This window comes from Streptomyces sp. WM6378, assembly GCF_001279695.1.
GTDB lineage: Bacteria > Actinomycetota > Actinomycetes > Streptomycetales > Streptomycetaceae > Streptomyces.
Genome location: NZ_LGDD01000338.1, coordinates 1 through 26,981, shown reverse-complemented (window position 1 = coordinate 26,981; position 26,981 = coordinate 1). Strand labels below are relative to the sequence as shown.

Below are 26,981 nucleotides of genomic sequence, written 5' to 3'. Positions count from 1 at the left end.
GGTGTACCTGAGCGTTGGGCCGTTCCTTAAGATCACCGGAACTGAATGCGGCCCGACAGGCTTCCGACTAGGACATGCCCCCACCCGCACGAGTCACTCGTGCCCTGGGGGAACCACCTCGTGTCCATGCTCCTGCTGAAATTGTCGGCGCAAGATCTACTGACGCTGAACGCCCGACGCCGTATGGTCCCGCACCTTGCCGCCCGGTGGCGGCACTTCCGGGCCGACGCCTCGCTGTCGGAACGGTCCGCATGGGCGGAGAGTCTGGTCAGCCTTGCGAACGACCTCGTGGCGGCAGGGCGCGGAAACGTGGAGATGATCGTCGAATGCGCCGCGACGATCGACGAGAGTGACCGGCCCGGTGATCCACGGCTCATCGACGTCGTCCTGGTGGGCCGGCATCCGGAGCGGAGCGGGCCGTCCGTGCAGTTGGTCGAGTTGAAGCGCTGGTCGATGGTGACCCGGGTGGAGAGGGCCACCGCGGAGCTGGTCCACGTGACGGGAATGGGCGAGAAGAAACACCCAGCCCTCCAATTGCGCGAGTACTACCGGGCGTTCACGAGCGAACGCGGCCCCTTCGGGAAGCTCGAGGTCGCGTGCGGCGGATTCGCCTACCTGCACAACGCCACGGACGATTCGGTGCGCCCCCTGATCGACGTGGATGCGCCGATGGGCGCCTACGCGCGTGTTTACACGCGTGACCGACGGGACCAGTTGCTGTCCGACCTCCGCAGCCACTTCGCGGAAGACGGTGCCGTCTCCCAAGCGGAGACGATGTTGCAGAGGATGGGCCTGCGTAACACGCCCCTGCTCGACGCGATGATCGAGTCCCGCGGAGAGGACACCGTATTCACCCTGCGGGGAACGCAGAAAGAGGTCGCTGATCAAGTCCTGGAGGCCGCGGCCAAGGTGCTCCCGGATCCCGAACGTCCCGCCCTCGTCCCGGACGAACGGCGAGTGGTCTTCCTGGTGACCGGTGGAGCCGGTACGGGCAAGAGCGCGATCGGCCTCCAGATCAAGGCAGAGCTGGAGGCGCAGGGACGGACGGTCAAGTACGCGAGCGGCAGCAGAGCCTTCAACGGAGCACTTCAGGAGCACGTCGGTTACGGAGACCGGGAGTTCAGGGAGTCCTTCACCTACTTCAGTAACTTCGTCACGCCTCCGGACCCGCCGCTGGACGTGTTGATCTGCGACGAGGCGCACCGTCTTCGCGACCGGTCCACCAACCGGTTCTGGAAGCCGGAGGACTGGGGCACCGGCCCGCAGATCGACGAGCTCCTGGCGGCTTCGCGGCTCACCGTCTTCTTCCTGGACGAGGGGCAGTCGGTCCGGCCGAACGAGGTCGGCACCGTAGCCCTCATCGAGGACGCGGCCCGGCGACACGACGCCCGACTCGTCCCGAGCAACCTCAGGGAGCAATTCCGGTGTGGCGGAAGCGACGAATACATCCGCTGGGTACGGGCGGTGCTCGGCGTCTCCGGCGAGCCCGTCGAGCAGTGGCGGCCGGACGGACTGATGCACATCGAGGTTGCCGACACTCCCGAAGAGCTGGAGAGGATCATCCGCACCGAAGCACTGGCCGGCGCCTCCGGACGTATGGTCGCGGGTTACTGCTGGCCCTGGACGAAGCCGCTCGGCAAGGAACGGAGACTGGAGCCCGACGTGCGGATCGGTGACTGGCACCGACCGTGGAATGCCGACAGCGACAGCTACTGCGAGGACGGCCAGGTGCCACCGGCGAAGACCTGGTCCGTCGATGCGAACGGCCTCGGACAGATCGGCTGCGTGTACACGGCGCAGGGTCTCGAGTGGGACTGGTGTGGAGTGATCATGGGCGAGGACATGGTGCGCCGTGGGGACAAGTGGGTCTTTCGCCGGGGCAAGGAGCGCAAGGAGGAGGGCTCGAAGGTCAAGCGGGTGGGCCTACCCGGCTCCTTCGACCCCAAGGTGCGTCCGGGCAGTGTCGACGACGACGAATTCGCCCGGCTGATCCGCCACGCTTACCACGTGCTCATGACCAGGGCCAGCCGCGCGACGGTGCTGTACTCCACCGATGCCGAAACGCGGGCGTACCTCAAGGAACTCGTCGGCGAGGTCGAGATCCACGACTTGCGCCCCACCTGGTCGAACCTGCCACCGGAGGCCCGCAAGCCGCATCTTCCGAGGCCGCGCCGAGGAGCGGGCCACCGAGGCAAGCGGAAGCGGAAGGCGAGTGAAGTGAAGGGTCCAGATCTGAGGCTGTTCTGACACCGAACGTCGAGGAACTGGGCAGCGGGCTCGCCGGGCCCGCCACCCGCCTGCATCAGAAGAGCAGGCTCGCAATCGCGGCCAGAGTCGCCACCAGAAGGTTGGAAACGACTCCCGCAGCGATGTCGATCAGGATCTCGCGGATCCGCTCACGACGCGCAGACTTGTACTCGACCGAGGTCATGGCCACTCCAGAGCAGTGAGATGCGGAATGGAAGGGGGGACGCCCTACCGGGTATCCACGCTCACGTCGTGTGTCGCCACATGACGGGCACAACCATTCGCCACTCGCCGCCTGTTGGGGTCAGCGCACGAACCACCGCCTCGTACCCTCCGGGAAGGTGCGCAGCGCACTGATGCTAACCCGTTCGGGATCAATGTGCCGCGGAGATGAGCGAGCGGAGCTTCTGACGGGTTTCGGGGTCCGTCGAGTAGACGACCGTTCCGATCATGCCCCGGGTCAGGAGCACCTTGTAGGTGTTGCGGATGAGTCGGTCGACGTCCTCGTCCGGCGTGGCCTTCGTGAAGGAGGGGTCCTTCGAAGCGGCGCGATCGACCACCCACCGGTCGGTCCGCCAGACCAGGTCCGGGCCCATGATCACGCCAGACCAGTCGTACTCGAAGCCCTGAGCCGTGTACACGCAACCGACCTGGCCGACGCCGGCCGGATCGGTGGCCCAGAGCGAAGCCGGCGGTGCCCCCAGAACGGATCGGTCCCCGTACAGGTTCCACGGCTTCGACCAGTCGCCGATGACCACATCGGCAGGTAGCGTCGTCATCGCCGGAGTGATCTTCGTGGTCCACCTCCAGCAGTAGCCGGCGGAAAGCCGGCCGCCGTATCCTTGCGCGCGCTTGCCGTCCAGGAAGGCCTCCAACTCCCGCGGGCTGTCCACCGTCAGCAGCTGTACCTTGCCATCCGGCTCCCACTCGATCGGCCCCTCGCCCTCCAGGCCCAGGAGACCGGTCACCCAACGCAGATAGGCGTCGCTGCCTCCGCACCGGAACTGGCTGTCCAGCTCCACCAGCGTGAAGTCCACCTTCTGCTCGGCCGCGGCCTGCCTGATCTGCTCGACGGTACCCATCTCGCCGGGACGCACCACTTGGTGCTGGTCGAGGAGGAACACCGGGACACGGGCCGCGTCGATCAGCTCCGATACCTGTGGGCGCCCGGAGCGCAGCGAGGCCTTGGTGTAGCGGTTGGCCGAGGTCTTGCGGAGCCGGTGCGCCTCGTCGCAGACGAGCACCTCGATGTCGTTGGGCTCGGCCTCCATGAAGCTGTTGAAGTAGCGGAACAGGCGCTGGACCTCGGGCTTTCGGGCGCCCGCGACCTTGCGCATGGTTTTCGTGAACGACTGCGATCCGGTGGCGTGGAGAGCAGGCACACCGCGCCGGTACAGGTCGCCGAGCAAGGACAGGGCGATCACGCTCTTGCCGGATCCGGGCCCGCCGGTCACGACGACGACCTGCTTGTGCTTGCCGCGTTGCGCTCTGCGGACGGCCGCCATCACCGTCTCGTAGGCGAGCCGCTGTTCGTCGAGCAGTACGAACTGCTCCCGGTCGCGGACCTCGTCCGCAGCCACGGCCATCAGCTGCCTGGACGGCCGGACCCTGGCTTGCAGGAGGTCGTCGGCCGCGGCAGCGCCGGGTTTCGCAGCCAGCCTCAAGCGCAGGTAGTCGAGGAACGCACCGCGTTGATCGGCGGTGAACATGCGGCCGCGGTGGTCCTCTTCGACCTCGCGCAACCCGGCGACCCTGACCTCGACCGCATTGTGCAGGAACGCCACTCCGGAGACGGATTCGGGGTTCCGCTCGAGAGCCCCGTTGAACGAAACCAGGTAGTCGCAGTAGCCCCGTACCTGCTCGATGGGGTTCAGCACGGGCATGCCGTAGGAGGGTACGCTGCACCGCAGCGGATCATCGTCCACGGGCTGGGCCTCGGTCCACTGCTTGAGCTCCACGACGACGTACGACGGCTCGCCGGAAACCGGATGCACCCCGGCCAATACCACGTCCGCGCGCTTGCTCGTCAGCGGTAGCCCGTACTCCAGCAGCATCTCGACCTCACCGAGACCCGCTTCGGCCAGAGCGTGTGTGAGCGCGGGAATGCTCCGCTCCCAGGAATGAACCTCGGCAGCGTGCGGCTTGTAGCCGTGCCGGTGAAGGAAGTTCTCACTGAGAAGCTCCGCCAGCCGTCCCTCAAGGGCAGTGCGGTTGGCCAAGGACGCGGCGGATTCACGGAACAGCAAGAAATCGCCCCCAGGCAGCACGGAGTAACTCGTGCGGGTGGGGGCATGTCCTTCTGTTCCACGGAGGTGGAGCGGAAGCCCGGCGGGCCGCTGAGATTGTCTCCGTCATCTTATGGCAGTGCGTGGATCATGCAGCCGGACGAGGAATCAAGGTCTGGGCCTTGGGAGCCCTGGGACGGCAGTGCTGTTCATGGCGCTGTGTGAAGGGCGAGCAACCAGAATCGGGCGCCTCTCCAGCGGCTTGGCCGATGGCCGAAACCGCGCTCTTTCCCGGCGTGCCATGACTGCTCACCCTGATGACAGAGGCGTAGGGCGTGAGAAGCGTCGAAGGGGGAACCGCCATGGCCGGATCGCTGTACGTTCCCGTTCTGCCGACCCGGCCGCATGCGGTCAGTGCCTATGCTCGGCTCCGGCCGGACGTCCAGAACGGGTTAACGCCCGTCTGGAATCTGCCGCCACACCCCGGGCTCTCACCGACCGAGCTGGCTGCGAAGGTACGCCAGGACCTGTCCGCTGTGTCCAGGGCCCAGAGGTACCGCCCCGCCTGGCTGGACGCCCCTTTCGCAGGTGAGGAGGAAATACCCGTACTCGCCGAGCTGATGTCGGAAGCGAGCGCGTTCGGGTTGCTGCGCCCGGTGACCGGGCCTGAAAGGCCCGAGGAACAGCAGGCCATGGCGCTCGCGACGGCCCGGACGGCCGGTGACGGGCTGGGTGTACGCGTCCGAGTTCCGGGGGAATGGGACGGCCGTACCAGCGACGATGTACGCCATCTGCTCGAACGGGCAGATCCGGTGGTTCGGGTGGATCTGCTCCTGGACCTGGGCGCCGTGCGGGCCGACAGGCCCGACGCCGGCAAGGAAGCACTGCGCGCGCTGGACTCCCTCATCCCGCTGGCGCCCTGGCGAACCGCCGCTGTGCTCAGTGGCGGCTTCCCCAACGTCACGGCCGACATGCTGGAGCACGGATTGTGTGAAGTTCCGCGAACGGATCGGAACGCGTGGCACGAGATAGCTGCCGGCGGCCGCGCGTATCGTGAGCTGCTCAGCTACGGCGACTACGGAGTACAGCCCGCCGACGCCATCAGCCGGCCCCCTCGCTCGGCAGGGGGTGGACCGTCCTGGGGCTTTCTGCGCTACACGCTCGACGAAGCCTTCGTTCTCGGGAGGGTGCTGGCGTCGGGTGATGGCCGGACCGCACACAACCGTGCAACTGCCCACGAGTTTTTGGCGTATCCGGGCTTCCGCGGGCCGACTGCCAGCAGTGGCGAAACCTGGCTGCGTGACTGCGCGCTCGGCCTCGGCGCACGGGGAACGGGGAACTTCGGCACGTGGCTGTGCGTGGGCAACGTGCAGCACATGACCTACGCAGTGCGATACGTGTGACCTGCAGGGATACTTGCTCCCAGCGTGGAGGGCGTCATGGAGCTACTCGCTGCGGATCACCCCGCGGGCGCGGCCGGGAGGCGTGAATAGGCGGCCCGCGACAGGGGAGCTACAGGCCGTGCTGGTCTAGCCGTGTCGTCAGCTTTCGTTTGCGTTTCTGGTCGGCGCGCAAGGCGGTCATGTAAGCCGTGAACGCGTCCTCCGTGCCGAGGGCTCGGTGGCAGGCGCGGGCGCTGAGGAGTAGTTCCGTCAGGTGCTCGTACGTGGCGTCGCCGGTCTGGGTGAGGAGCGGGCCGATCAGGCGGAGGTAGACGGCCAGGGCGTCGGCGGGGCGGTCGTTCCGGGTGAGGTCGGCGAGGGTGAGCCACTGGCTGCCGTCGGCGTAGCCCGACGTGGCTGCTTCCCAGGCCGCATCATGGTCGCCGTCGTCGAGCAAGGCGTCGACCAGGGCCGATCCTGTGGGGCCGAGGCTCTTGCGGGGACGGGCGTCCGCGCGGAGTACCTCCAGCGCCCGTGTCCGCTCGGTCTCGTTCCAGCAGCCAACCGCACGGGCTGCCGCGCGCAGGCCCTGGTATGCCGCCAGGGAGCGATGGTGAAGCAGCACGTCGCGCCGGATCGGGACCACGTCGGCGGTGCGGCCGGCCCGGGTGTAGCGCTCGCATACGAAGTCCGGCAGGCGGCTGTCGGGGCCGTGTTCGGGATCGGCCTCGCGGAGACCTCGTTCCGCCCACTCCAGGGCCTCGGCCGGGCGGCTGGCCCGCTCCAGATCCTGGGCGATCAGCAGGTGCGTGGCGCCCGATGGCGCCAAGTCCGCCGCGTGGAGCGCGATCAGTGCGTCCACACTTCCTTCGGCGCGCATCAGCTGTTCCATAAGGTATTTTTCCGCCCAGCCCTTTGGGTTGTCGCGCAGGGCCGCAGCGGCCCTTTCATGGGCCCGTGCCAGGCCCGCCGCGCCCAGGGCATCCGCGTATTCGGGCAGCAGGATGTCGGTGGCGTCGCTCAGGTCGTCGAGGAGATGGTCCACCAGCCAGTCGGCGGTCCCGACCGGGTCGGGACGAGCCGTCCGGCAGGCTTCCAGGTGCACTGAGGCCAGCTCGGTCGCCACGTTGCCGATGACCCCGTCCGAGTCGTCGATCTCTCCGTATGTTCGGGTGAGGGCCTCGATCGCGTCCCGTGCCACTTCCACTGCTTCCTTTGCCCGGCCGGTCTCCGTCAGGGTGCGCAGAGCTAACACCGCCTCTGCCGCCTGCAGCCCGTAGGCTTGGGCATCCGCGTACTCGACGTAGCCGTACCGGGCGAAGGGCCGGGTGTCGAGCAGACCAAGGATGCGCTCGCGTACGGCGCCCGAGTCGTCTCCCGCAGTGGCCGCGCGAAGTTCCAGTCGGTGGCGCAGGTCACGGTTGTCCGCGATGTGCTCCTTCACTAGAGAGAGCAGTTCGTCCCGGCTGCGGGATTCGAGCCAGGTGGTGAGCTGCCTACCGCGAGACGCAGCGGCGGCCCGGTGCCTGGGAACCGACTCTGCTTGTCGCAGGACTTCCAGTGCCACCGCCACGCAGTGCTTGCAGAAGTTTCCCTCCTGCCCGTAAGGGCAAGAGCATCGGCCGGTTAGTCCGTCCGCCTGTTCCGTCAGCTCGACCTCGTAAGCGTCGGTGCCGTCCGCGGTTGCGGTGATCGACCAATCGCCGATCTCCATCGCGGAAACCGAGGACACATAGGCGAGACCACGCTCGAACGACCGGGATCCCGCCAGTCGACGGAGCTCGTCTTCGTCGAACCCCAGCACGTTGTTCATGGTTCTCATTGAACGGGATCGGGTGAGGGCACGACCACGGTTGGGGAGCTTTCGTCGCTGTACCCGCGCCGGCCTCGGCTTCCTGGCTCGTCCCATTGGCGTGGGCCGTGACGCTCGTTTGACGCACGGACGCACCGGCCGGGTTGCAGAGTACGGTTTGACCTGCGGTTTCTTGACCGCCATGCCCCTGCATTTCTTCCCGATGACGCACCATGTGGAGTGCGTCGCGATCCTGGAGCCGGTCCCGAAGGATGCCTGACCTGCGGGTTTGAGTGGTGTGTGGTGTGGGCGTTACAGGCTATATCTTGACGCTGAAATGACGCTCTCCGAGGTGTCTTGACGCTATCTGACGCTCTTTTTGATGGGGTGTCAGATGACTGTCCTTGCAAGTGACGAGCGGTCAGGTACTCCCTGTGGGAAGCCCGTCTCGGCCGCCTCTTGGTGAGGAAGCGGCTCAGCAGGAGCGGGGCCCGTGTGGGCTCCAGCCGTGGAGGAACGGCTCCAGGTCGGCGGGTCTGGGCTTGGGCGGCGTGGGGAGTTTCGGGGCGAGCTGGTCTCGGTGAGGCGACGGAGATGCGCCTTCGCGAACGTGAGTCACGCTTCGAGGTCTGTCTCCTCCTGGCCGGGTGCGAGCGTTGCTTCTATAACTCGCGGCGCATCCAGGAGCGGCTCGGCTGGCTCAGCCCGATCGAGTTCGAGGAGCAGCACTCTGCCGACCAGGCAACGGCCGAACGAACGAACCTGAATCCCCGTCAACCCTTGTTCAGACTGCTCCCGCTCAGCAGATCGAGCGAACCTTCCCTTCTGGTGTCGCGCTGGTGCTGGCGATCGCCGCAGCTCAGGCGCCGTGTCGTCGGCGAAAGCAGCGGCAAAATTCAGTAACGGAAAGGGCCCTGTCCCGGCGCGCCTCGCCCGGCCAGGGCCCTTTCCGTTTGGGGCTTGCCGCGGATGGCCACTGCGGCGGCACCGCTAGGACGATGCTGTGGCCTTCTTGAGGCAAGCGGGTCTATTCAACTGCGAAAGGAAAGCATCACTTAGTTGCCCTCTTCAGCCAAACCGACGGCCGCCGGGAGACCAGAAGCGAACGCCTTGTACGCGGCGTCGGTCTCCTCGCAGGCAGCCTCGTGCAAGAGGCGGATCAACTCCTGTCGATCCTCGGCAGGCGCGTCGTCCAGCCGCCTGCGGAGAGTCCCCGTCCGTGCTTCGGTGATTTTGACGGCGTCATCGTGGGCGATGGTCTCCTCGTCGGCCAGCTCAAGGCTGCCGAGCAGGGCCACGCACGCGGCAGCGAGAACCCGAGTCGAGGTCAGCGACGACCTCGTTTCTGTCGGCGGTTCTTGCGGGGCCAGGCGGAGTTCCTCGGCAAGTTCCAGCAGCGAATGGTCCGCTTTCCAGAACCCCCTGCGGGCCATGTCCTGGCTTTGCATCGCTCCGGCGATCCTGCGGACTGCGCGTATATGGTCCTGCAAGTCATCGGCCGCAAGCCTGTGCAGACCGTCCTGCGCGGTCCGGATATCACGTCCGGTGAGCCGAGCCTGACCCTCCGCGCTGATGCCGACGAGCGCGCTCGAATCGTCATCGCACGGCTCGCAAGCGCGGATGGTGGCGATGAGACCGACCGCGCCCTCCGCGAGGATGGACGCGATGTACCACTGTCTCGGCTGCCGACCCGCGACGGTGGATCCCCGAGGTCAGGTCGTTGAGCCCGGTGGCGTCACGCGTGCGGAAACCGGCAAGCAGGAGCACGCTGTTGATCGCCTCATCCATCAGTGAACTGACCCGGACAGAGTGCTCGATCAGCGGCTCCAGGAGATCGAACCGGTCCGGCTTCATGAAACTCAGAGCGGTCTCGGCCAGCGATTCGCTGGGATTCCAGCTTACGTAGACGCCGCCCGTAGGGCCGTCCATCGTGTCGAGAGAGACACAGGCGCCGGACTGCCTCTCGGCCGGGGCGTTGGGGTGGTCCACGTAGGAGGGGAACCCCGCGTGCTGCAGCTCTCGGCACACCGCTTCCGCCAGCGCGTGCCGCTCAGCGATGACTTTTTCCGGCGCTTGCCAGCTACTCACCGGCGCCGCGCCCGCCGGATGGTCCACGGCGGAGCCCCTCAACTTGCCTTGGTCGCGGAGGGAGTTGACGCCCCTGACCCGCGACGGGTCGCGGAACTCCGGCCCCACCTGGATCGTGGCGATCGGCGCTCACGACAGACCGGCCACTGTCACCATCCGTATCGCCCATACACGTGCCGGCGTCGAGGAACACATCACCCTGGCCGTCGGCCACCCTGACGGCGGCAGGGCGCGCGTTCCTTCCTCGTACCCGGGCGCTGGGTCGAGGCGATGCGCGCGCTGCACGGCGAACGCGAGATCATGCTGCAGGTGGGCATCAACATCGGGGTCGGCTCCCGCCTGACGCGCTGCTGACCGTCCTGGGCGAGCAAGCCCCGGACCTCTCGGTGGAGTTGCACGCCGCACCCGCCGCTCAGCGCTTGCAACGCGTACGCGATGGCGAGTGGGATGCCGCGTTGATCCGCGGTGCCGACCGGAGCCCCGGACTGGAATTTCTGCCGCTGTGGAGCGACGACCTCGTCGTGGCGGTGCCGGCCGGCCACCCCCCCGACGGCCCGCACCAGAATCGACCTCGCCGGACTGCCCTTGCGGATCGCCGCACGAGAGGACAACCCGCACTTGTACGACACCGTCGTCCGGGCCTGCCAGGACGCCTGACCACGCTCCTCGACGCCTGCCGACGTGTGGGCGGCACCGACCGCTGATCTTCAGCGTGCTGCGCCGGGCCGTGTCCTACGTGTCCGCCGAAGCCTTCCGGCTCTGATCCGGTACGAAGGAGGATCGCTCGCCCGTCTGACCCTGCCGCAGGGCGTGGCCGAAGGTCGCTGCGTAGGGGTGCGGGTTGGTGCGCGGGTAGGCGTAGGTGAGGATCGCGGGCGGGGCGCCCGTGAGGGGCAGGTACAGGATGTCCGGGTCCGGGTACTGCGCGGCCACCGACACCGGGAGTACGCCGACCCCGCGCCGGGCGGCGACGGCGTGCAGGTACTCCTCGATGTTGGAGGTCTCCGCGCCGATCTCGGGGGTGGCGTCGGCCGGCCAGTCCTGCGCGGTGAGCGTGCCGCTGACGGTGTTGACGATGAGGCAGCGGCGCCCGAGGTCGCGCCAGGTGACCCGCTCGCGCACGGCCAGGGTGGAGGTCCGGGCGACCGCCGCGATGTGCGGCTCCCGCAGGATCTCGGTGGTGACCAGGCGCGGATCGCGGACGGTGCCCCACAGCAGGGCCGCGTCCACGGAGCCCTCGCGCAGTCCGGCCGTGCGGTCGTCGCGGCGTACGGTCTGCACGAGGACGAGGTGCCGCTCCTCCAGTGTGGCCTGAGCTTGGCGGCCACGCTGGAGGGGGTAGCCCCACGCATAGCCGAGCCGCAGCGAGGACTGCGGCTCGGGCGGCTGGAGCGCCGTTTCCAGCTGGGGCAGCAGGACTTGGAGATCGGCCTGCAGACGGTGCCCCTCCGCGGTGAGACGGGGGTGGCGGGTGCTGCGGTCCACCAGGGTCCGCCCCAGCACCCCCTCCAGGCGCTGGATGTGCCGGCTGAGGGTGGGCTGGGAGATACCGAGACGGTCGGCGGCCCAGGTGAAGTGCTGTTCCTCGGCCAGGGTGAGGAAGCATTGCAAGTGACGCAGCCCGATGTCCATGGGGGCGATTCTAGCCAGATGTGGCTGTTTCCCCAGGTCAGGCTGTTGTGGCGGCGTTCTCCCCGCGCCGGACGGCACCACGTACCACGGTCAGGTGCAGCACGAGGGCGATCACGGTGAGCGCGCCCGTGTAGTACGGCAGCGCGCCCGGGGCGGCGCCGAGGCCCAGTACGAGGCCGCCGAGCGCGGACCCGATGCCGCTGCCGAGATAGACGGCGGAACTGTTCAGCGAGACGGCGACCGTGGCCTGTTCGGGCTGGGCCGCGATGAGCTGGTGCTGCTGGGGAACCTGTACGGCCCAGCCGGCCGCACCCCAGATCAGGAGCGGGACGACCGCCAGGGCCGCGGCGGCGTGAGCGGCGGCGGGCAGGGCGAACTGGGAGGCCACGATGAGCACCAGGATCCAGGTGACCGCGGCGAAGGGACGCTTGGTCCGGTCCACGATGCGGCCGATGAGGAGGCTGCCGATGATGCCGCCCGCGCCCCAGGCCCACATGGCCCAGACCGTCTCGTGGGTGTGCGCGGCGTCGAGCAGGAACTCGGCGAGGTAGGTGTACAGGCCGAGGCTGGCGATGCCGCCGAGCAGCGAGACGGACACGATGCCGGCCACCCGGCCGCTGGCGAGGGCGCGCACCCGCCTGCCCAGCGGCGGCGGAGGACTCACCTCGATCTTCGGCAGCCGCACGATGCCGATGAGCGCGACCACGCCCAGCGCGGTGATCAGCCACAGCGTGCCGCGCCACCCGATGTGCGAGGCGAGGAGCATGCCGACCGGGACGCCGATGACGGTGCCGATGCTCAAGCCGCCCATGACGGTGGCCAGAGCGCGGCCACGCCGTTCCGGAGTGGTGAGCCCCGCGGCCGTGGCGGCGGCTATCGGCGAGTACACGCCCGCGCCGATGCCCGCCACCGCGCGCGCGATCAGGAGGACCGGCAGCGTGGGCGCGAGGGCGGTCAAGGCGTTGCCGATCGTGAAGACGACCAGCGCCACGCCGAGCACCACCTTCGCCGACCGCTTCGCAAGCAGGGTGGCGAAGACCGGCCCGCCCAGCGCGTAGCAGAGCGTGAAGACGGTGACCATCTGTCCGGCCGACGACGCCGAGATGCTCAGGTCCTCCGACACGTGGGGCAGCAGTCCGGCCATCACGTAGGCGTCCACGCCCAGCGCGAACGTGCCCAGCGCGAGGAGCGGGATGAACCTGCCCCGGCCGTCGTCCGTCCTGGGCGGGGCTGTTGTCTGTGTGGCACTCATCCGAGGCGCTCCAAGTCCGTTTCGGTGCTGACCACGCGCCCGTCGGGAAAATAGCCGACGGGCCCGGTCAACTGGGCTTTCTGTTCGATCTCGTTGAGCAGACGCTGGAGCCGTACGGACTCCTCGATCCCGGCGAACGGCACGACGGGCCGCTGCCGGTCGTGCGCGAAACGTACGGCGTCCGTGACGATGCGGCGCAGCCCGACGATGGTGTCGAACCCTTCGGGAACGGGGTCGTTGCGCGTGTCCACCTCGCAGAGCGTCTCCTCCCGGCCGCCGGCGTCCCGCCAGATCCGCAACTGGTCCGCGTCCCAGGTGGGGTTGGAGTACTCCGCGGCCGCGTAGACCAGGCCTCCCTCGGGGTCCCGGAAGGTGCAGTCGATGGTGCGCTGCCGGGTGATGTTGACGAAGCTGCTGTAGACGCTCACCACGGCGTCGCCCAACTGCGCCGTCAGGGCCACGCTGTCCAGGACGTCGGGCCCGGAGACCGAGTAGTCGGAGCAGACGCCGACGGCGTCGCGGAGCCGGAGCTGCGAGCCGTCGAGGGAGAGCCGCTGGACCAGGTCCAGGGAGTGGATCACTTCGCTCGTGACCCCGACCGTGGGCCGGTGGTCGTTGATGCGGTTCTTGCCCCAAGTGGCGTGGGCCCGCACCAGTTTCAGCCCGTTGCGGTGCACGTACTCCTGGAGGGCCATGCTGGCTTGTGAGTACCGCCCCACCAGGTCCACCGCGAACCCGGAGACATCGCGCAGCGCCGAGGCCACGGCGTCCAGGTCGTCGTGGACGGAGGTGAGGGGCTTCTCGGCCAGGACGAAGCCGCGGTAACCCGCCAGGCGCGTCAGGATCTCGGCGTGCGCCGAGTCGGTCACCGCGACGATGACGAGATCGGGCGAGAACGCATCGAGAGCGCCCTCGATCGTGGCGAAGTACGGGACGTCTTCGATGGTGCGGTGCCGGGCGTGGTAGGCGATCTCGATGTCGAGACCGAGTTCCCGCGGGCCGGAGAGGCTGCGCAGTGCGGTCAGGAATCGCGTACCGGCGTAGCCCATGCCGGCGATGAGTACTTTCACGTTGTCCATGGGGATCAGCCCTTCCGCTGCGTGGTGACAGGTTGGTGGTAGAGGCCCTCGCCGGTGGGCAGCCAGCCGGCCCGGCGGTGGTACTCCACGGCCCCTTCGGCGCTCTGCATCACGGCAACGTCCGCGCCGCGCGCGAGCGCCCAGTCGAAGAGCCCGTCGATCACCGCGGTGCCCAGGCCCTTGCCCCGGTCACGCGGATCGGTGACGAGGGACTGCATCCAGACCACCCGGCCGCTGGGGTACGCGGGCGAAGGGGGACGCTGGTCGATGACGGCGATGGCGCAGGCACTCAGCCGGCCGGGGCCGGGAGCCACCGCGACGCACACGTCGGCGTCATCGGACAGCGCCTTGGCCAGCCAGGCCCGGTAGCCGGCCCGCCAGGCCGCACGCGCCTCGGGGGTCGCCGCGGTGTAGGGGAGTGCCGCCGAGTCGTCCTCCTCGCCGTCCAGCAAGTAGGCGCGCAGACGGACGAGTTCGTCGATGTCCGCCGGCTCTGCCTGACGGATCACCGGGGTGGCCGCTGTCGTCACGCGGTCCTCCCGTGCAGACCGAAGTGGGTGAAGACCTCGTCCAGCGCGTGGACCAGATGGGCGATGTCGTCGTCGGAGTGGTTCGGCGTGACGTTGACGCGGAACCGCTCGGTGCCGACCGGGACCGTCGGAGAGTTGATCGGCTGGAGGTAGATGCCGTGCACGTCGAGAAGCCGCGCGGCCGACTGCTTGCACAGCTCGGAGTTGCCGATCAGGACGGGCAGGACGTGCGTCGTGCTCTGCGGCATCACCTCGATGCCGGCCGCCTCCAGGGCCGTGCGCAGCTGGGCGGTCTTGCGCTGCAGCGCGTCCCGTTCGGCGGAGGAGGTCTTGAGGTGTTCCACGCTGGCATGGCAGGCCGCCACGATCGCGGGCGGCAGTGAGGTGGTGAAGATGAAGCCCGAGGCGAAGCTGCGAATCGTGTCGATCAGGGTGGTCGAACCGGCGATGTATCCGCCGATGACACCGATGCCCTTGGCCATCGTGCCCTGGATGATGTCGACGAAATGGTCGACATTCAGCTCCGCGGCGATGCCCGCGCCGCGCGGCCCGTACATTCCGATCGCGTGTACTTCGTCGAGGAAGGTGAGCGCGTTGTACTCGTGCGCGACCTTGACGATCCGTTCGATCGGGGCGACGTCGCCGTCCATCGAGTAGACGGACTCGAAGACGACGATCTTCGGGCGGTCCAGAGGCTGGCCGGCGAGTATCTCTTCCAGGTGGTCCACGTCGTTGTGGCGGAATACCCGGCGCTCCGCCTTCGTGCTGCAGATGCCATTGATGATCGAAGCGTGGTTCAGCTCGTCCGACAGCACGATCGGGTCGGGCAGCAGGCGCAACAGGCACTGCAGAGTCGCATCGTTGGAGCCATATCCCGTGGGAAATACCAGGGCGGCTTCCTTTCCGTGCCACTCGGCGAGCGAGGACTCAAGCGCGGCGTAGTGGGCGTGCGTTCCGCCGATGTTCCGCGAACCGCCGGAGCCGGCCCCGTACTCGGCGATCGCCCGGTGCATGGCCGCGACCACCTTGGGGTGCTGGGACATCCCCAGATAGTCGTTGCTGCACCACACGGTCACCTGCTGATCGTGCCCGTCCGGCGTGCGGTGCGTCGCTTTCGGGTATGCGTTCGCGTGACGATTGATTTCCACGAACGACCGGTACTGGCCATCGTTTCTGAGCTTGTCAATCTTTTCCGACAGAAAAAGCTCGTACATTTCATCCCCCTGTAACCAGCATGCGCCGTTGGTCGCACGCAATCTGCAAACGAGGGAATTACATACAGCCGGCACCCTGCCCGCAAACCGGTCGCCTGCATCTCTGATGCAACCTCTGCATGGCCGCAGGTCATCGCGGTGGGCGGCGGCCCTGAGATGCCAGTCACACCGCCGAGGATTAATTCTTTGTTACGGCAGGCCCGCGGTTACTCGCGGCCGCAGAGTGCATCGGGAAAGCCGCACGGCGCCGCCAACTCCACCAGAACGGGCGGCTGTTGACGCCGCGCGTTCCACGAACGCGTGAGGGGGCGCCGGGGGCGATTCGGCACGCGAACCCCCAACTCCTCTGACTGCGCCGCGCATTCGGACCGGCATCAGCTGCGGCGCGCAGCCCAGACGGTACGTTCCGTGCGTACCGCGAGGTCGGCGCGGCGCGCGATGCTGTGCGGGCCGTCGGGGTCGAGCAGTCGGTCGAGCGCCGCGAGGTCCTCGGCCGGCAGGGATCCCACGACGGTGCCGCGCATGCGCTGAAGGCTGTGGAGGGCGTAGCGGCCGATCGCCTCGCTTCGGGAGCCGTCGAGGTTCACGTCGATCGTACGGGCCTCTTCGACGGTGAACCCGGCGCCGGTCAGCATGGGGCCCCAGTCCGCGCCGCGGTGCGGCACGTGCTCGGCGTGGTGACGGTCGCTCGCGGCGTGGACGCGCTCCTCCAGGCCGGGCCGCTCCTCGGGCGCGCCTTCGGGCAGGAAGCGAGGAAAGCCGGCCAGTTCGACGACGGCGAAAAGACCGCCGGGCGCGAGCAGTTCGTGGACCTCGCGCAGGGCGCGGGCGGGGTCGGCCATGTGGTGCATCGAGGCCGACGCCCATACCAGTTCGGGCGCGCCGAGGTCGGGCCAAGCGGCGTCGAGATCCGCGTGCACCGTACGTACCCTCTCGCCCACACCATTCGCCTCGGCCTTCTCGCGCAGGCGCCGCAGGTGGTGGGCCGAGGAGTCGACGGCGGTCACGGCGGCTTCGGGAAAACGGGCGAGGAGGGCGAAGGTGCCGGCCCCGGTGCCGCAGCCCAGGTCCACGATGTGACGCGGGCCGGACCTGAGCGGCAGCGATGCGGTGATGGACGCGGTGTGCTCGGCGAGCACCTCCGCGTCCAGGTCGAGAATCTCCGCCTGAGCGGCGCCGTCGGTCTCGTGCTGGTGGGCATGTGCCGTGTGCGGGGATGCGTGGGTCATGTCGCCGACGCTAGGCCCGCCATGCGCGTACGGCACGAGAGCTTTCCGGATACGCAAGACGATGCCCGGCTGGGTTGCCGAACGCGCAAAGGACACCGAAGGCCGGTCGCCGGGAGCCTCAGGACCGGCCCTTGCCGCCACCGTCGTCGGGTCGCTGGTGGCTGCGGCGGGCGTCGCGGTCGAAGATGCCCAGGACCTCGCACGGCCCGCCCTCGGCGCCGATGGCGTGCGGCAGCATCGTGGGGAACTCGGCGGCCTGATGGGTCTCGATACGCAAGCGGCGGTTGCCCAGCAGGAGCACCGCGGTCCCGGAGAGGACGACGAGCCACTCGCGGCCCGGGTGGGCGCGCATGCGCGCGGGACTGTCCGGGGGCGGCCCGGTCATGCGCTGGCGGATGACGGTCATGCCGGGGTCCGCCTTGACGGGCCACCGCATCTGGCCGCGGGCGGAATCGATCACCGGGCTGGAGACGACGTCGTCGGCGGCGCTCTCGACGAGCTGATCGAGCGTCGTGTCCAGAGCGCGGGCGAGCGTGACGAGACTGTCCAGGGCGAGCCTGCGCTGCCCGTTCTCCATACGGCTGAGCGTGGACTGACTGAGCTTGGCGCGCCCGGCCAACTCCTCCAGCGACCAGCCCTGCGCCAGCCGCAGGGCACGAATCCGCTTGCGTACGAGGCTGTCCAGATCGCCGTCATTTTGCGTCATGGGCAGCACGGTATGCCGTGATCGCAAGGGGTGCCCGCTGTCGAGCCCCACTCAAGCTCTCACCTGAATGCCCCCGACGTCACCCACATCCCCCGCAGCCCAGGCGCGAGCCCGCGGACAGCCCTTAGCCTCACGGCACAAGGCACAAGGCGACGGCTCGGGGTGCCCGCGAGGCCCGCCGGGCTTCTTCGTCGGCCCCGCGCGCCCCCGTACTCCCCAGGAAAGGCCCGCTCATGTCCCGCAGACAACTCGCGCTCATGGCCGCCGCAGGCCTCGTCCTGGCTGCCGCCGTGCTTACCCCGGCGGCCACGGCCGACACCCCCGCCCCGCACGCCGACATCCTCGTCACCTACCGCGTGCCGATCCGCCATGCCCAGGACGCGCAGACCCTCATCGCCGCCGGGTACGACGTCCTGGAGCGCCGGGAGGGCAACGACCTGTTCGTCCTGGGAGATCCGACGACCGCCGACTCCCTGCGGCACATCGGATTCAGCCCGACCGCCGTCAGGACTCAGCCGCGACCGACCCCCAACACCGCCCGGCCCGCCGTCGGCGACACCTACCACGGCGGCTACCGCACCGTGGACGGGAACTACGCCCACCTCGACCAAGTGGCCGCCCAGCACCCGGACCTGGCCACCGTCGTGACGTACGGGCAGTCCTGGCGCAAGAAGCAGGACAGCGCCGGCGGGCGGGACCTCAAGGCCGTCTGCGTCACCAAGCTGCGGCCGGGGGACTGCGCGCTCGTCCCGAACGCCGACAAGCCCCGCTTCTTCCTCATGGGGCAGATCCACGCCCGCGAGATCACCACCGGCGAGGTCGCCCTGCGGTGGATCGACGAGCTGACGACCCAGTACGGCAAGGACGCCGACATCACCAAGCTGATGGACACCACCGAGATGTGGGTCGTGCCCATCGCCAACCCGGACGGCGTCGACATCGTCGCCTCCGGCGGCGACAACCCCGTACTGCACCGCAAGAACGCCAACGACTCCCACGGCGCGACCTGCGGCCGAAGAGGTCAGATCGGCATCGACCTCAACCGCAACTCGGGTACCCACTGGGGCGGTCTGGGCACCTCGCGGCAGCCGTGCGGCCAGGAGTACCTCGGCCCGGCCGCCGACTCCGAGCCGGAGACCACCGCCCTGGAAGGCCTGTTCCGGCAGCTGTACCCGGCCGTGCGCACCGGCACCGAGAACGGCGACCCCGCGCCGGCCGACGCCCGGGGCATGATGATCACCCTCCACGGCGACGCGAACCTGGTGCTGCTGCCCTGGGGGTTCGACCACACCGCGCACACCGGGAGCGACTTCGCGCTGCGCGCCCTGGCCAGTGAGCTGGGCTCGCTCACGGGTTACAAGTCCGGGCAGGCCGGCGAGCTCCTGTACGACGCGTCCGGCGGCACCGACGACTGGACCTTCGACAAGCTCGGCCTCGCCAGCTTCACCATCGAGGTCGGCGACAGCGACGGCCGTGGCTGCGACGGATTCGCCCCGCCCTACTCCTGCCAGGACAGCTATTTCTGGCCCAAGATGAAGCCCGCTCTGCTGTACGCCGCCCAGCATGCGGCGGCGCCCTACCAGACCACCGTCGCCGCCAAGGGCTGAGGCCGGTCGGCCGGGGGCCGACGCGCCCGCGTCGGCCCCCGGCCTGTGGCGATCACCTTCGGACCCACGGCCCAGGCCGGCCCGAAATGAGCCGGCCTGGGCGGGGTGACTCAGACGAGGTCGAACCGGTCCAGGTTCATGACCTTGGTCCACGCCGCGACGAAGTCCTTCACGAACTTCTCCTTCGCGTCGTCGCTCGCGTAGACCTCCGCGACCGCGCGCAGCTCGGAGTTCGAGCCGAAGACCAGGTCGGCGCGGGTGCCGGTCCACTTGACGTGGGCGGTGGCGCCGTCGCGGCCCTCGAAGGTGTTCTCGTCCGCGGACGTCGCCTTCCACGTCGTACCCAGGTCGAGCAGGTTGACGAAGAAGTCGTTGGTGAGCGTCCCAGGCCTGTCCGTGAACACGCCGTGCGAGGACTGCTGGTGGTTCGCGCCGAGCACGCGCAGGCCGCCGACGAGGACGGTGAGCTCGGGGGCGCTCAGGGTCAGCAGGTTCGCCCTGTCGAGCAGCAGGTACTCGGCCGGGAGGCGGTTGCCCTTGCCCAGGTAGTTGCGGAAGCCGTCGGCCGTCGGCTCAAGGGCGGAGAACGACTCCACGTCCGTCTGCTCCTGCGAGGCGTCCACGCGGCCGGGCGCGAACGGGACCTCGACGGCGACCCCGCCGTCCTTGGCGGCCTTCTCCACACCCGCCGCGCCGGCCAGGACGATCAGGTCGGCGAGCGAGATCTGCTTGCCGCCGGACTGCGCCGAGTTGAACGACGTGCGGACGCCTTCCAGGGTGCGCAGAACCGTCGCGAGCTCGTCGGGCTCGTTCACCTCCCAGCCGCTCTGCGGCTGCAGGCGGATGCGCGCGCCGTTGGCGCCGCCGCGCTTGTCACTGCCGCGGAACGACGAGGCCGACGCCCACGCCGTCGACACGAGCTGCGAAACGGTGAGGCCCGAGGCGAGGATCTGCTCCTTGAGGGAGGCGATGTCCGCCGCGTCGACGAGCTCGTACGAACGCGCCGGCAGCGGGTCCTGCCACAGCAGCTCCTCGGCGGGGACCTCCGGGCCGAGGTAGCGCACGACGGGGCCCATGTCGCGGTGGGTCAGCTTGAACCAGGCGCGGGCGAAGGCGTCCGCGAACGCCGCGGGGTCCGCCAGGAAGCGCCGCGAGATCTGCTCGTACGCCGGGTCGAAGCGGAGCGAGAGGTCGGTCGTCAGCATCGTCGGGGCGTGCTTCTTCGACGCGTCGAAGGCGTCCGGCACGGTGTTCGAACCGGCGCCCCCCTTCGGCCGCCACTGGTGCGCGCCCGCGGGGCTCTTGAACAGCTCCCACTCGTAGCCGAAGAGGATCTCGAAGAAGCTGTTGTCCCAGGCGGTCGGGGTGTTCGTCCAGATGCCCTCAAGGCCACTGGTGATCGCGTCGGCGCCCACACCGGTGCCGTGGCTGCTCTTCCAGCCGAGGCCCTGCTGCTCCAGCGGGGCCGCCTCGGGGTCGTTGCCGACGGCGTCCGCCGGGCCCGCGCCATGGGTCTTGCCGAAGGTGTGGCCGCCGGCGATCAGGGCGACGGTCTCCTCGTCGTTCATCGCCATCCGGCGGAACGTCTCGCGGATGTCGCGCGCGGCGGCGATGGGGTCCGGGTTGCCGTTGGGGCCCTCGGGGTTGACGTAGATCAGGCCCATCTGAACCGCGCCGAGCGGGTTCTCCAGCTCACGGTCGCCGGTGTAGCGCTCGTCGTCGAGCCAGTTGGTCTCCGGACCCCAGTACACGTCCTCGTCGGGCTCCCACACGTCCGCGCGGCCGCCGCCGAAGCCGAAGGTCTCGAAGCCCATCGTCTCCAGGGCCACATTGCCGGTGAGGATCAGGAGGTCGGCCCACGAAAGACTCTTGCCGTACTTCTTCTTCACCGGCCACAGCAGGCGGCGGGCCTTGTCGAGGCTCGCGTTGTCCGGCCAGCTGTTGAGCGGGGCGAACCGCTGCTGGCCGGCCCCGGCGCCGCCGCGCCCGTCGCTGATGCGGTACGTGCCCGCGCTGTGCCACGCCATGCGGATCATCAGCGGGCCGTAGTTGCCGAAGTCGGCCGGCCACCAGTCCTGCGACGTCGTGAGCAGCTCCGCGATGTCCCGCTTCACCGTCGGCAGGTCGAGGGCGTTGAACGCCTCGGCGTAGTCGAACTCCTCGCCGAGCGGGTTGGCCACGGCCGGGTTCTTCGCGAGGATCTTCAGGTTCAGCCGCTCCGGCCACCACTGGCGGTTTCCGCCGCCCTGCGTCGGATGCGGGGCACGCTCGTGCACGACCGGGCAGCCGCCCGTGCCCTCCGTCTTGGCGTCGGTGACGATTGCATCGGGGTTCTCGGACATGGCAATCCTTCTTGACTCGGTGGATCACGGTGCTCAGGAACTGCGGGCGGTGAAACGGCCGGGGCACGGGCCCCGGCGGACGGCCTCGGCCTGGTGACGTCTGAGCGTCTGAGAAGCCGGGCCTTCGACGGGGGCCGGGTCAGGGCCCCCGCCGCGACGGTCTGGCCACATGGCACGCCCCGCGCACGACGGGGTGGGCAAGCAACGGGCCGCGTACACGACTTGGCAGGACAATACGGCCCATGCGATCACGCACCCCGGAACGCGGCACGGTGACGGCGGGGCGGGTGTCCGCCCGGGCGGACACCGGCGGCGCGGCACGCACCTTCGCGGCGGCGATCCCCCATGACGTCTCTGTCTCCTGGGTGAGGTGAAGTCCTGTTGCGGGTGGGGCCGGAGTCTTCCTGTCCCTAGGCTATCGGCGGCACCGATCCTACGATGGACCAAATCCAAGTCAAGAAGTACACCAAACCCATATCCCTTCGGAACGCGCCCGCTCCCTGGCACACTGCGCGTGTTCCACCCAACCCCGACCCCCTGAGCGTGGACAGGTGAACCGGCATGAGTGACCTGCTCGAACGGCTGCGAGGGCGCGGCTGGCGGATGACGTCCCAGCGGCGTGTCGTCGCGGAGGTCCTGGACGACGGCGACCACGTCCATCTGACGGCCGACGAAGTGCACGTCCAGGCGGCCGAGCGGCTGCCCGAGATCTCCCGGGCCACCGTCTACAACACCTTGGGCGAACTGGTCCTGCTCGGCGAGGTCATGGAGGTCTCCACCGACGGCCGCGCCAAGCGCTACGACCCCAACGCCCACCACCCCCACCAGCACCTGGTGTGCTCCAACTGCGGCACCATCCGCGACGTCCACCCCACCGGCGACCCGCTGGCCGACCTCCCGGCCGACGAACGCTTCGGCTTCACCCTGTCCCGGGCCGAGGTCACCTACCGCGGACTGTGCCCGTCCTGCTCCTAGACACGAACCCGCTCGACCTCCCATAGGGACGCGAGACCTGCCCCGCCCATGAGATGAGTCATAGCCGACACCTCTTGGGCCGTGTCGAAGTTGGGCTGAACGGGTGAGCGGCGTCATCATGGCCGGATGCAGATACAGCACGTGGGCGAGGTGGTCCGGTGAGCAGGTACGACGTCACCGACGAACAGTGGGAGGGGCTCGCCCAGGTCGTTCCGCTGCGCGGCCGCAACGAGTGGCCGTCCAGAGTCGACCACCAGACCATCCCCGGCGACTACGCGACCGTCGAACAACGCCGCTTCGTCGTCCTCCGGGTGCAGATCTTCGCGGACGCCCGCGAAGTCGCCGAATACCTCATCGCACAGATCCCGGTCCTCCTCGACCTGACGGGCGCCGACCCCGAAGTCGCCAAGCGGATCCTCGACTTCAGCACCGGCGTCGTCTTCGGCCTGGGCAGCGGAATGCACCGCGTCGACCGCAACGTCTTCCTGCTCGCCCCGGCCGGCACCGAAGTGGAAGGCATCGCCGCGGCGGCCGTCCCCCACCCCTGACCCGCCCGCCCTCGCTCCACCGCCCCGCCCAGGACCGTCCCGCAGCGCTGTGCCGTCCCTCATTAGTAGGAAGGTCAACGCGGCGGAACGGTTCGTCAGTTTTACGGCTGCGTACGGTCCCAGCCATGACCACGACGACCACCAACAGTGACCGAGCCGCCCGCCCCGATCGACCCACCGTCACCGAACTCAGGCTGTCCTCCTTCCGGGCACACCGCGGCGCGGCCATCCCGCTCGGCCCGCTCACCCTGGTCACCGGGCCGAGCGGCAGCGGCAAGACGAGCGTCCTCGAAGCATTCGAAGCGCTCGCCAGACTCGGCTCGGGCGCGTCGCTGGGATCCGTGTTCCGCGACCCGGCGGGCTGCGTGCCCGAACGCGCCGACGCCGACGCCCAGGGCCGCCGCGGATTCCGGATCGGCTGCACGGTGGACGGCCCCGCCGGCCCGGTCCGCCTCGACCTCGCCGTCCAGGCCGAGCCGGAACTCCGCGTCGTCGGCGAACGTTTGACCAGCGAAGGACAGACCCTCCTGAGCACCGCGCTCCGGGACCCCGGCCGCTCCACCGTCCAGGCGGCCTGGCACACCGCGGGCGCGGTCCCCGTCACGCGCGCACCGCTCCCCGACGACCGGCTCGGCACCGCACTGCTCCCCCTGCGCGTAGCGGGCAAGACCGAAGGACAACTGCGCGTCCTGGCCGCCGCCGAACAAGTCGTCGTCGCCCTGCGCTCGGTGTTCGCCTGCGACCCCCAGCCCCAGCGCATGCGCGAACCCGTCGTCCCCGCTCAGGGGAGCGGCGCCGGGCGGCTCAGGCGCGGCTGCGACAACCTCGCCGAAGTCCTCTTCCGCACCCGCACCGAATGCGGCATCCGCCACGGCCGCCTCGTCACCGCGGCCCGCGCGGGCTGCGCCGGGCCCGTCACCGGCCTCACCACCGAGCAACTCGCCGACGGTACGTTACGAGCCGTCCTCGCCCGCGGCGGCGCCCGGCACGGCACCCCCGTCGGCCGGCTCGGCGAAGGCGAACTCCGCTACCTCGCCCTCGCCCTCGTGCTGCTCACCGGACCCGGCGTCCTCGCCGTCGACACCGTCGCCGAAGTACCCCCGGCCATGCAGACCCTCGCCGTCCTCGCCGACGGGCTCGACCGCGCACTCGACCCCCGCCAGAGCCGCGAACTCATCGCCCTGGCCGCCGAGATGTGCGCCCGCGGCCACATCCGGCTGCTCGCCGCCGTCGGGGACGGAGCGGGCGCCCATGAGGCCCACGGGGCGACGGTGGTAGACCTGGAACCGTGAACCAACTCGACGTACCGGCCCTCCAGCGCAGGCTCGCAGCCTTCGCCGCCGCCCGCGACTGGCAGCCGTACCACACCCCGAAAAACCTCGCCGCGGCCCTCAGCGTCGAGGCCTCCGAACTGCTCGAAATCTTCCAGTGGCTCACCCCCGAACAGTCGGACCGGGTGATGACCGACCCGGACAAGGCCCACCGCGTCACCGACGAGGTCGCCGACGTCCTCGCCTACCTCCTCCAGCTCTGCGAGGTGCTCGGCATCGACGCGTTGGCCGCGCTCTCCGCCAAGATCGACCGCAACGAACTCCGCTTCCCCGTCCCGAAACCACCGAAGCCCCCGAACAACTCGCCGACGGACACGGAGAGTCACTCATCCGAGTGACCGAGATACTCACAATCGGCTTGCTGTGCACAGATTTCCGATTTCCTCTGGCTTTCCGAGCCACTCACGCTCACGCTAGGTAGTGGACGCGAAGCTCGGGTCCGTCGCACGAACGGGGAAATCGGATGGATGCGGTACGGCTCGTCAAAGTCAGCCAACACGCCCTGGCCCAGAGCCGGGCAGCACTCGACATCGTCGCCGAGGCCTGGCAGGCACAAGCCCTCGCCCAGGCGATCGGCGGCCACCTCGCGGCCACCGGCCCGCCGGAACTGAGGGGCGAAGCCCGCGGCCTCAGCGAAGCCGGCGGCCGGGGCTGCGCCGTCCTCGACCACCCCGGCATGCGCCGCGGCGGCATCCGAGCCGCCCAACTCACCGAAGTGGCCGACCCCGCAGGCACGTTGACCTCCCTGGGCGGACTGCTCGGCGACGTCTCGATGGCCCTCGTCTCGGTCGCCTGCGCCACCGACGAGGAGGGGCTGTACTGGCAGTGCATCGAGGCCATCGACGCCGCCGACGAATCGACCGACCGCATCCGCGGAATGCTGCGCCGGCTCACCTTGCGAGAGCAGGAGAGATCGGGTGAGGTGCTGCGGGACACCGCTACGGGGCCACCGTGAGGGGACTCCGGGGGCCCTGCGCACGCCGGCACGTGCCGCAGCCACCACAACCGTCGCCAGCCGGCCCCCCGGAGGCCCACCCCGCCCCGGCTGTCCTACCCGTTCTCGCGCTGCTCGCGTTCCTCGGTGCCGTGCGCCTGCTGCCGCTCGTCCGGGTCGCCGGTGGGCTGAGGGTCCGCGTCGAGCTGCGTCAGATCGGCGTTCAGCGCCGTCATCAGCTCCTCCATCTGCTGGAGCAGCCCCTTCGGGGCACCCTTCCGCTCGGCGGCGGACTGCGACGCCGGCTGCTGCGGCACGGTCGGTTCGGGCACGGCTTCCTGGGACATGGCGGCCTCCTCGGCCCAGCCCTTCCGCGGGGCGGACAGGGCGGAGAATCGGTCGACGCACCGGGCAGGGCCGCCGACACGCGGGCCGGGCGGTCCGGCTCCCCCCGGGTCAACGACCGCTTGACGCCAACGTCACTGGTCAGATGGGGTGCGACCGGCCAGATCGACGAATATTCACCCGACGGGGCTTCCCTGGGACGCGTGGTGGAGGCGGGGTTGACGGCGGCCCGACGGTGCAGGATGGAGGCATGGATCTTCGCATCTTCACCGAGCCCCAGCAGGGCGCTAGCTACGACACCCTCCTGACCGTCGCCAAAGCCACCGAAGACCTCGGCTTCGATGCCTTCTTCCGCTCCGACCACTACCTCCGGATGGGGTCCACCGACGGACTCCCGGGCCCGACCGACGCCTGGATCACCCTGGCCGGACTCGCCCGCGAGACCAAGCGGATCCGGCTCGGCACGTTGATGACCGCCGGCACCTTCCGGCTGCCGGGCGTCCTCGCCATCCAGGTCGCCCAGGTCGACCAGATGTCGGGCGGCCGGGTCGAACTGGGCCTGGGAGCCGGATGGTTCGAGGACGAGCACAAGGCGTACGGCATCCCCTTCCCTAAGGAGAAATTCGCCCGGCTGGAGGAACAGCTGGCCATCGTCACCGGACTCTGGTCCACCGAAGTGGGCCACACCTTCGACTACCACGGCACCTACTACCAACTCAGCGACTCGCCCGCGCTGCCCAAGCCCGCGCAGGCCAAGGTGCCCGTCCTGATCGGCGGGCACGGGGCGGCTCGCACGCCGCGGCTGGCCGCCCAGTACGCCGACGAATTCAACATCCCGTTCGCCTCTATCGAGGACAGCGAGCGGCAGTTCACCAGGGTCAAGGCGGCCGCCGAAGCCGCCGGACGCAGGGCGGACGACCTCGTGTACTCCAACGCGCTGGTCGTCTGCGTGGGCGAGGACGACGCAGAGGTGGCCCGCCGGGCCGCCGCCATTGGACGGGAGGTGGAGGAACTCAAGGCCAACGGACTCGCGGGCTCGCCCGCCGAAGTCGTCGAGAAGATCGGCAAGTACGAGGCGACCGGCTCGTCCCGCATCTACCTCCAACTGCTCGACCTCGACGACCTCGACCAGCTCGAACTGATCTCCTCGCAGGTGCTGCCGCAGCTGACCGGAGCCTGACCGTGCGGCCCGCCCGGACACTCGCCGCGGCCCTCGCGCAGGGACCGGTCGTCCTCGACGGCGGCCTCTCCAACCAACTGGAGTCCCGGGGCTGCGACTTGAGCGACGAGCTGTGGTCGGCCCGGCTGCTCGCCGACGACCCGCGGCAGATCCAGGCCGCGCACACCGCGTACGTACGGGCGGGCGCCCAAGTCGTGACCACGGCCAGCTACCAGGCCACCTTCGAAGGCTTCGCCCGCCGAGGGCTGAGCCATGGCGAGGCCGAGCTGCTGCTGGCCAAGAGTGTGCAACTGGCGCGTGAGGCTGGGGAGTTGGGTGAGGGCTCGGGGGGAGGGGTGGGGAG

At 69.3% G+C, this 26,981-nt stretch carries 27 protein-coding genes; 13 read left to right on the top strand and 14 right to left on the bottom strand.

Annotated features, from left to right (window positions below; genetic code table 11):
• Window positions 1–126: 126 nt before the first annotated feature.
• Window positions 127–2,247: a DUF2075 domain-containing protein gene (locus ADK54_RS37960; RefSeq protein ID WP_063802146.1), complete on the top strand. Its 2,121-nt coding sequence runs from the start codon at window positions 127–129 to the stop codon at window positions 2,245–2,247.
• A gap of 55 nt (window positions 2,248–2,302) precedes the next feature.
• Here ADK54_RS37960 and ADK54_RS48005 read toward each other — a convergent pair whose 3' ends face one another.
• Complete coding sequence (locus tag ADK54_RS48005; RefSeq protein ID WP_234392375.1) at window positions 2,303–2,431, bottom strand: DUF6408 family protein; 129 nt, start codon at window positions 2,429–2,431, stop codon at window positions 2,303–2,305.
• A 190-nt stretch (window positions 2,432–2,621) separates the two neighbouring features.
• Window positions 2,622–4,493, bottom strand: coding sequence for a DUF2075 domain-containing protein (locus ADK54_RS37955; protein ID WP_053730386.1), 1,872 nt, complete (start codon window positions 4,491–4,493; stop codon window positions 2,622–2,624).
• Window positions 4,494–4,834: 341 nt separating this feature from the next.
• Here ADK54_RS37955 and ADK54_RS37950 point away from each other — a divergent pair, with 341 nt between their 5' ends.
• A complete protein-coding gene (locus tag ADK54_RS37950; protein ID WP_053730385.1) occupies window positions 4,835–5,875 on the top strand; it encodes a beta family protein in 1,041 nt (346 codons plus the stop codon).
• A 109-nt stretch (window positions 5,876–5,984) separates the two neighbouring features.
• On the opposite strand, the gene ADK54_RS37945 is transcribed toward ADK54_RS37950, so the two are convergent.
• From ADK54_RS37945 to ADK54_RS37935, 3 genes are all read right to left on the bottom strand, one after another.
• A complete protein-coding gene (locus tag ADK54_RS37945; RefSeq protein ID WP_053730384.1) occupies window positions 5,985–7,667 on the bottom strand; it encodes an SWIM zinc finger family protein in 1,683 nt (560 codons plus the stop codon).
• A gap of 1,034 nt (window positions 7,668–8,701) precedes the next feature.
• Window positions 8,702–9,094 carry a hypothetical protein gene (locus ADK54_RS37940; protein ID WP_053730383.1) on the bottom strand — a complete coding sequence of 131 codons (393 nt, stop codon included), beginning with the start codon at window positions 9,092–9,094 and terminating at the stop codon, window positions 8,702–8,704.
• Window positions 9,095–9,242: 148 nt separating this feature from the next.
• Entirely contained in the window at window positions 9,243–9,761 is a 519-nt protein-coding gene (locus ADK54_RS37935; RefSeq protein WP_159048016.1) for a hypothetical protein, read from the bottom strand.
• Between ADK54_RS37935 and ADK54_RS48000 the strand changes: the two genes are divergently transcribed.
• On the top strand, window positions 9,703–10,077 hold the full coding sequence (locus tag ADK54_RS48000; RefSeq protein ID WP_234392374.1) for a DUF6177 family protein: 375 nt from the start codon (window positions 9,703–9,705) through the stop codon (window positions 10,075–10,077). The genes ADK54_RS37935 and ADK54_RS48000 overlap by 59 nt on opposite strands.
• Window positions 9,992–10,438, top strand: coding sequence for a LysR substrate-binding domain-containing protein (locus ADK54_RS49005; RefSeq protein WP_420717473.1), 447 nt, complete (start codon window positions 9,992–9,994; stop codon window positions 10,436–10,438). The genes ADK54_RS48000 and ADK54_RS49005 overlap by 86 nt, the downstream gene beginning before the upstream one ends.
• 28 nt (window positions 10,439–10,466) lie before the next feature.
• Here ADK54_RS49005 and ADK54_RS37930 read toward each other — a convergent pair whose 3' ends face one another.
• From ADK54_RS37930 to ADK54_RS37900, 7 genes are all read right to left on the bottom strand, one after another.
• On the bottom strand, window positions 10,467–11,366 hold the full coding sequence (locus ADK54_RS37930) for a LysR family transcriptional regulator (protein ID WP_053730381.1): 900 nt from the start codon (window positions 11,364–11,366) through the stop codon (window positions 10,467–10,469).
• A 37-nt stretch (window positions 11,367–11,403) separates the two neighbouring features.
• Window positions 11,404–12,618: an MFS transporter gene (locus ADK54_RS37925; protein WP_053730380.1), complete on the bottom strand. Its 1,215-nt coding sequence runs from the start codon at window positions 12,616–12,618 to the stop codon at window positions 11,404–11,406.
• Window positions 12,615–13,697 (bottom strand): Gfo/Idh/MocA family oxidoreductase, encoded by a 1,083-nt coding sequence (locus ADK54_RS37920; protein ID WP_053730379.1) that lies wholly within the window; start codon window positions 13,695–13,697, stop codon window positions 12,615–12,617. The genes ADK54_RS37925 and ADK54_RS37920 overlap by 4 nt, the downstream gene beginning before the upstream one ends.
• Window positions 13,698–13,702: 5 nt before the next feature.
• Window positions 13,703–14,227 carry a GNAT family N-acetyltransferase gene (locus ADK54_RS37915; RefSeq protein ID WP_053730378.1) on the bottom strand — a complete coding sequence of 175 codons (525 nt, stop codon included), beginning with the start codon at window positions 14,225–14,227 and terminating at the stop codon, window positions 13,703–13,705.
• Complete coding sequence (gene hemA / locus ADK54_RS37910; RefSeq protein WP_234392373.1) at window positions 14,224–15,483, bottom strand: 5-aminolevulinate synthase; 1,260 nt, start codon at window positions 15,481–15,483, stop codon at window positions 14,224–14,226. Before hemA ends, ADK54_RS37915 begins: the two co-directional genes overlap by 4 nt.
• 332 nt (window positions 15,484–15,815) lie before the next feature.
• Window positions 15,816–16,670, bottom strand: coding sequence for a class I SAM-dependent methyltransferase (locus ADK54_RS37905; protein ID WP_053730376.1), 855 nt, complete (start codon window positions 16,668–16,670; stop codon window positions 15,816–15,818).
• Window positions 16,671–16,788: 118 nt separating this feature from the next.
• Window positions 16,789–17,376 (bottom strand): helix-turn-helix domain-containing protein, encoded by a 588-nt coding sequence (locus tag ADK54_RS37900; RefSeq protein WP_053730375.1) that lies wholly within the window; start codon window positions 17,374–17,376, stop codon window positions 16,789–16,791.
• Window positions 17,377–17,609: 233 nt separating this feature from the next.
• Here ADK54_RS37900 and ADK54_RS37895 point away from each other — a divergent pair, with 233 nt between their 5' ends.
• Window positions 17,610–18,983 carry a M14 family zinc carboxypeptidase gene (locus ADK54_RS37895; RefSeq protein ID WP_053730374.1) on the top strand — a complete coding sequence of 458 codons (1,374 nt, stop codon included), beginning with the start codon at window positions 17,610–17,612 and terminating at the stop codon, window positions 18,981–18,983.
• 110 nt (window positions 18,984–19,093) lie between these two features.
• Here ADK54_RS37895 and katG read toward each other — a convergent pair whose 3' ends face one another.
• Window positions 19,094–21,325: a catalase/peroxidase HPI gene (gene katG, locus ADK54_RS37890; protein WP_053730373.1), complete on the bottom strand. Its 2,232-nt coding sequence runs from the start codon at window positions 21,323–21,325 to the stop codon at window positions 19,094–19,096.
• Window positions 21,326–21,567: 242 nt separating this feature from the next.
• Here katG and ADK54_RS48440 point away from each other — a divergent pair, with 242 nt between their 5' ends.
• From ADK54_RS48440 to ADK54_RS37865, 6 genes are all read left to right on the top strand, one after another.
• Window positions 21,568–21,699 (top strand): hypothetical protein, encoded by a 132-nt coding sequence (locus tag ADK54_RS48440; protein WP_267887075.1) that lies wholly within the window; start codon window positions 21,568–21,570, stop codon window positions 21,697–21,699.
• A gap of 187 nt (window positions 21,700–21,886) precedes the next feature.
• Entirely contained in the window at window positions 21,887–22,300 is a 414-nt protein-coding gene (locus ADK54_RS37885; protein WP_053730372.1) for a Fur family transcriptional regulator, read from the top strand.
• 158 nt (window positions 22,301–22,458) lie between these two features.
• Window positions 22,459–22,848: a cell division protein SepF gene (locus ADK54_RS37880; RefSeq protein WP_053730371.1), complete on the top strand. Its 390-nt coding sequence runs from the start codon at window positions 22,459–22,461 to the stop codon at window positions 22,846–22,848.
• A gap of 125 nt (window positions 22,849–22,973) precedes the next feature.
• Complete coding sequence (locus tag ADK54_RS37875; protein WP_053730370.1) at window positions 22,974–24,140, top strand: AAA family ATPase; 1,167 nt, start codon at window positions 22,974–22,976, stop codon at window positions 24,138–24,140.
• Window positions 24,137–24,517 (top strand): nucleotide pyrophosphohydrolase, encoded by a 381-nt coding sequence (locus ADK54_RS37870; protein WP_053730369.1) that lies wholly within the window; start codon window positions 24,137–24,139, stop codon window positions 24,515–24,517. Before ADK54_RS37875 ends, ADK54_RS37870 begins: the two co-directional genes overlap by 4 nt.
• Before the next feature lie 125 nt (window positions 24,518–24,642).
• Window positions 24,643–25,134 (top strand): DUF6099 family protein, encoded by a 492-nt coding sequence (locus ADK54_RS37865; RefSeq protein ID WP_053730368.1) that lies wholly within the window; start codon window positions 24,643–24,645, stop codon window positions 25,132–25,134.
• Window positions 25,135–25,229: 95 nt separating this feature from the next.
• Here the strand turns inward: ADK54_RS37865 and ADK54_RS37860 are convergent, their stop codons facing one another.
• Window positions 25,230–25,460, bottom strand: a complete 231-nt coding sequence (locus tag ADK54_RS37860; RefSeq protein WP_053730367.1) for a hypothetical protein — start codon at window positions 25,458–25,460, stop codon at window positions 25,230–25,232.
• A 248-nt stretch (window positions 25,461–25,708) separates the two neighbouring features.
• Between ADK54_RS37860 and ADK54_RS37855 the strand changes: the two genes are divergently transcribed.
• Both ADK54_RS37855 and ADK54_RS37850 read left to right on the top strand, forming a co-directional pair.
• The gene (locus ADK54_RS37855) at window positions 25,709–26,638 is read left to right on the top strand and encodes an LLM class F420-dependent oxidoreductase (protein WP_053730366.1); all 930 of its coding nucleotides are present in this window, start codon (window positions 25,709–25,711) and stop codon (window positions 26,636–26,638) included.
• A 2-nt stretch (window positions 26,639–26,640) separates the two neighbouring features.
• Window positions 26,641–26,981 (top strand): homocysteine S-methyltransferase family protein (locus ADK54_RS37850; protein ID WP_199827129.1); only part of this gene is annotated, 341 nt, incomplete at its 3' end.